Source organism: Pseudoalteromonas sp. SIMBA_162, assembly GCF_046535955.1.
In the GTDB taxonomy this organism is placed as follows: domain Bacteria; phylum Pseudomonadota; class Gammaproteobacteria; order Enterobacterales; family Alteromonadaceae; genus Pseudoalteromonas; species Pseudoalteromonas marina.
The window spans coordinates 1-269 of sequence record NZ_JAWJBQ010000445.1 but is presented as its reverse complement, the minus strand read 5'-3'; the positions used below and the strand labels follow the sequence as shown (position 1 = coordinate 269).

Annotated in this window: 1 pseudogene; it reads right to left on the bottom strand. The window is 54.6% G+C overall.

Going from position 1 to position 269, the window contains the following annotated elements:
* Window positions 1-26 precede the first annotated feature (26 nt).
* Window positions 27-269 (bottom strand): annotated as a pseudogene (gene fucI / locus R0J88_RS20420) (L-fucose isomerase); the annotation flags it as partial.

The window sequence follows — 269 nt, the reverse complement described above, 5'->3', positions numbered from 1 at the left end:
CGGGCATCACATCAGGGAGTAATGTATTAACGCTTGTACAACGGACCGTAGTTCTGGCAAGCGCGGTAATCCTGGCCTTCAATATCCATGCCGTGCGCAGCCCAGGCAGAAGGACGATACACTTTGGTCTCTTCAACGTTGTGCATACATACCGGGATACGCAGCATGGAGGCGAGAGTGATAAAGTCTGCGCCAACGTGGCCGATGGTCAGAACCCCATGGTTAGCGCCCCAGTTCGCCATTACCGAGTACACATCCGTAAACGGCCC